The 4,674-nt window shown below is 60.2% G+C and carries 5 protein-coding genes; all 5 read right to left on the minus strand.

Annotated features, from left to right (window positions below; translation table 11 throughout):
- A partial coding sequence (locus BJQ90_RS11310; RefSeq protein ID WP_226760355.1) for a CpaF family protein occupies positions 1–1,063 on the minus strand: 1,063 nt, incomplete at its 3' end.
- Positions 1,060–2,256: an AAA family ATPase gene (locus tag BJQ90_RS11315; RefSeq protein WP_226760356.1), complete on the minus strand. Its 1,197-nt coding sequence runs from the start codon at positions 2,254–2,256 to the stop codon at positions 1,060–1,062. The genes BJQ90_RS11315 and BJQ90_RS11310, both read right to left, overlap by 4 nt.
- The gene (locus tag BJQ90_RS11320; RefSeq protein ID WP_226760357.1) at positions 2,253–3,041 is read right to left on the minus strand and encodes a Flp pilus assembly protein CpaB; all 789 of its coding nucleotides are present in this window, start codon (positions 3,039–3,041) and stop codon (positions 2,253–2,255) included. Before BJQ90_RS11320 ends, BJQ90_RS11315 begins: the two co-directional genes overlap by 4 nt.
- 17 nt (positions 3,042–3,058) lie before the next feature.
- Complete coding sequence (locus tag BJQ90_RS11325) at positions 3,059–4,075, minus strand: pilus assembly protein TadG-related protein (RefSeq protein ID WP_226760358.1); 1,017 nt, start codon at positions 4,073–4,075, stop codon at positions 3,059–3,061.
- A gap of 20 nt (positions 4,076–4,095) precedes the next feature.
- Positions 4,096–4,515, minus strand: coding sequence for a TadE/TadG family type IV pilus assembly protein (locus BJQ90_RS11330; protein WP_226760359.1), 420 nt, complete (start codon positions 4,513–4,515; stop codon positions 4,096–4,098).
- Positions 4,516–4,674: the final 159 nt, after the last annotated feature.

Consider the following 4,674-nt stretch of genomic DNA (forward strand, 5'->3'; position numbering starts at 1 on the left):
CGTGCACCGTTGAGATCGAACCGTCATGTCCTGTGTTCATGGCCTGCAACATATCCAGCGACTCGCCGCCGCGGACTTCGCCGATGACGATTCTGTCCGGGCGCATTCGCAGTGAGTTCCGGACGAGATCCCTGATGCTGATCTCGCCTTTACCTTCGATGTTCCTCGGCCGGCTTTCGAGCCTGACAACGTGTTCCTGCTGCAGTTGAAGCTCGACGGCGTCCTCGATGGTGACGATCCGCTCATCGGAGGGAATGAAGGAGGACAGGACATTGAGCAGTGTTGTCTTGCCAGTCCCGGTGCCTCCGGACACAATGATGTTGAGCCGGGCGTGGACGCAGGCATTCAGTAGTTCTGCGATCTCCGGGGAGATCGTGCCAAACGAGATGAGATCGTTGACCGTCAATGGCACCTGGCCGAATTTTCGGATGGTCAGCGATGATCCGTTGACGGCCAGGGGCGGGATGATGGCGTTCACACGCGAACCATCGGACAGGCGGGCGTCCACGAGCGGCGAAGATTCATCGATTCTCCTGCCGACCTTGGTGACAATCCGCTCGATGATCCGGCGCAGGTGGTCCTCGGACGTGAAGCGCGAACCGGTCAGGAAGAGTTTGCCGCCGCGTTCCACATAGATCTTATTTGGGCCGTTGACCATTACTTCCGTCACGGCGTCATCAGCGAGATATTTCTGCAAGGGGCCGAGTCCGATGACATCATCCAGGATCTCCTGAACCAGACGCTGCCGTTCGGTTGCGGTCAGCGGAATCTCGTCCTCTTCGATGATGGTGCGCAGTTCGCCTTTGGCATAGTCGTGCAACTCCGCTTCGTCCAGCGAAGTGTCCGAGATCCGGCTGCCCATGCGCTCATAGAGTGCTAGGCCGGCGCGTTCCTTTACCGCTGTCAGTGCATCGTTGGCATCAGCGCTGTGATCTTTGGAGCCCGCGTCATTCCAGGCGGACTCGTTCTGCGGTTTCCCTGCCCACGGGATCTCAGTGCGGGGGGAAACTGGTTGCTTGACTGCCTCACTGCGGACGGCTTCAAAGCGATCTGCAAGTGTCATTGGACTACCGCCCTTCGGTGAAGTTTCTTGTGGGGCCGCTGCTCCCAATTCGGGTCGAACCGGTCGACGAGCTTACGCAGCCCCTTTGCCACGGCATCCCGGGATGCATCCTGCAGCAGCGGTACCCCCTTGTTCGTGGAATACGGCACAGCGTGCGACCGGGGGAGAACCACGTCCACAGGGCAGCCAATGGTCGCCTCGACATCCTGGAGCGTCAGCCCGCTGCGTCGATCCCCAAAGTTGAGCACCACATGCCGGTTGGGGGGGAGCAGTCCAAGCTCGGTCAGGAGTGCAAATCCTGTCCGGAGGCCCTTGATGCTCGGGATGTCCATTCCGCAAACCCACAAGCCGTCCGTGGCCTCTTCGAGGGTCGCAAGGACATGTTCTCCGAGTCCCGGAGCGGTGTCCACGACCACGTATTTGAATTCGCTGGCAAGCTGGACAAGCAACCTGGAGACCTGTTCCCCCGTTATCTGATCCGCCTCTATCGGGTTGAGGGGGGCACAGAGGGCGTAGATGCCTGAGGGATGCAGCGTGAGGTATGACTTGAGCACCAGGCTGTCGCCCGCGGCCGCCCCTTTTACCGCGTCGGCCATGGTCTTCTCCGGCTCAAGCCGGAGTCCGGACGCTACGTCACCAAACTGGAGGTCCAGATCGACCACCACCACGCCCATAGGGGCCAATTTTGCGAGCCCGACCGCGAGGTTGGTGGTAACAGTCGTTTTGCCTACCCCTCCCTTCGGCGACATGACGGCGATGATTCTTCCGTTCCCGGTCAAAGGTTCGACGCTGTTCCCGAGGCCGCGCCGGCGTCCCGCTGCCGCGAGGCTGGCGCGTTCGAGCATGACGCGAATGGCGTCTGCGTCGGCCTCGGGTTCCAGGAGATCTCTGATTCCTGCCCGCATCGCGGGCAATGCGATGCTGGAATCGCCGTCGGTGACTAGCACCACGCTGATCTCCGGGTATTGCAGATCGAAGAGGCTGGCGAGCCTAATGGCGTCATCTACGGGCAGTCCCGGCCCCAGCAGGATGACTTCGATTGGGTCGCCCGAGAGGGTGCGCAGCACGTCGTCCGGTCCCGGCGGCAGGAAATTTGCGACGATTCCGTGAAAACTTCCATGAAGGCGGGAAGCGGCCTGCCTGGCGCGCCCCTCGAAATCGGGGTCTGCTGTTATGGCTACGAATCTGCTCATCGGTACAGCTCCGGCTTCTTGACAACCACCGGGGCGCCTTCAGTGGCGGACGACGGTTCTTTGGTCAGCCACAAGGTTCCGAAGTTGGCCCCGAATGCGATCTTCGCTGCATCCGCGTCGTTGCGGGCGAAGGTTACGAGCAACTGTCCGGTGGGCAATTCGGTATTGGCCTGTTCCTCAGCAGTCGTCCCGTCGCCAGCTTTTGCCGCTGTCTTTGCCAGGGATCGCTGGACGCTCGTCACCAGCACTTTGTGAAAAATCTGCTGCCCGGACTCCACATCAGGTGCGTCCTTCACAGCCCCCTTGTCAAAGAGGACGACGATGCCCACTGTGTCGCCGGCCGCGATGCGGCCGCCGACCACCCGCTGGGCCTCCAGCTGGACCGAGATCTCCTGCATTCCCTCCGGAACCGGAACGGAGCCGGGCGCTGACAAGGTCTCAGGATCAGCCAGCCGTGCACCAAGCAGTGCTTCGCCTGGCAGCAGATCTACGGCGGCGACCTTCCCGTTCAGGCCGTCCAGGCTCTTGAGCGCGCCATTCGGCACCGAGGCCGAAGGCAGCGAGGTCAGCTTCACAGCGCTCTTCACTTTTTCAAGATCAGCGCCCTTCGCAACCTGTTCTTGAACTACAAGTACGTCGACAGGCTGCAGGTCCTTTTGGGCCCGAGCCTCGGACGCTGAAACGTATGAGACCAGTAAGACGGTGCCAACTATTGCCAGCACAAATGCGACGATGCCTCCCAGTAGGCGTGTTTTCACTTTTACTTCCTCCTCTTGCGGATTCAAACTCGTGTGTGTCGTACTTACTTGGACAACGTGACCCCAAGTGATCCGTATGTTGTCGGGCCGCCCAAGGTGGCAGCTTCGGCCAGCGATACTTTCTTGATAAACCGTCCAAAGATTCCGTTGTCGCTATTCTTGAGCTTCAATGATTTGGACAGTGTGGTTGCCTCCGCTGTCATGAAGTCCCCAGGCAGCGTGCTGCCGCCTTTGAGGTTCCATCCCCTCAGCGATATTTGGGCGAAGGCCTCAATGTGGAATTCTGCGCCGGCTCCTGTGCCCCGGACGTTGTCAAAAATCGGTACCAGAATGTCCACGGTTTTCGTGGGATCCGCCAGAACGGCCCCCCACTGGTTCAGCACGGTGGCGCAATCACTGTCATAGTTCTGGCCGGTATTGGTCCCGACCCAGGGGTTCTTTATGTCCACCGTGACGTTGCAAACTCCAGCGGGGTGATCAAGCCAGCCGAATCCACCCGGGACCTCAAGCCCGGACGAGGAGGAAGTGACGCATTCATAGTCGGGTTTGGATGCCAACGTATTGCCGTGCTCCGGGAAGAACTGAAGATCCTTCGAAAAGGAAGGATCCGACTCACATTTGGAAAACGACAGCGGAAGCACATTGCCGGCCGAGATACCCCCGAATTTGGCCTGGGCCGACGCTTGGATTTCCACGGAATTGATGCCGAGGACACGTGCGAGATAAAGCGAAAAATGCTCTCCGCCAGCGCCGGCTGGTGTCTCAGTTGTTACGTCGACTGTGCCGGCGTTGACTGTGGCCGAGACAACGTTGCTTGACCCATCAAGAGCGTTGCCGTTGGCGAGGGGCGCAGCCTTTACCTTCTGGTCCACAGCGCATGGCGTCTTTGCACATGCCTGCGCCACCCCGAGAGCAGCTGCATCTGCGCCGTTCTGCAGCTGGGTCTTCTCCGAGTACATGGCTCCCACGTCCACGGCAAGGGCGCCGAAGCCCAGGAGGGCAACCATGAGAATGGCGGCGAGCGGCGCGATGACACCCCGTTCGTTTTCGTTGTTGTCCACGGCGTCCGACGGCGTCCTTGTTATCCTCCACATCGCATTACCCCTTTTGCTGAAATGCTCATGACGTCCGGCAGAAAGGGAAGTAGCGTCGGAAGTCCGGTCAGATAGGCGGTATTGGCCTTGATCAGGACGACGGCGTCCAGGTCCGGTCCGCAGGTACTGATGGTGATCTCGCCGGGCTGCAGGTCGGCAATTGGCGCTGCGTCGATTGCCTTCTGCTTTGCCACGGCCAAGGACCCCGCCTCCGTGTAGTGGATCGCTGTATACCGTGCTGCTTCGCGGGCGCTCTCCGCCATGGAAACTTGGATGCTGAAGGCCCGTCCGAATTCCACGACTCCCAGGATTAGCGCCAGGAAAATAGGGAGAATCAGGGCGAACTCGACGGCGACAGCCCCCAGTTCTTTAGAACGCTTCGTGCCGCGGGGCTTGTCCCTCTTCATCAGCAAGTCGCCCCCGATGCAGCAACCTTCACCCTAAATTTGAGACCTCGCACGACCCCTCCTGGACCTTGAGACCTGGCACCTGCGCATACGGAGACGAAAGAGAAGCCAGAGGCAGGTGCGGTGGTAGCGGACGGGTAGTCCGAACTGCCGCCGCCC

Origin of the sequence: Arthrobacter sp. SO3 (assembly GCF_020532825.1) — a bacterium.
In the GTDB taxonomy this organism is placed as follows: domain Bacteria; phylum Actinomycetota; class Actinomycetes; order Actinomycetales; family Micrococcaceae; genus Arthrobacter.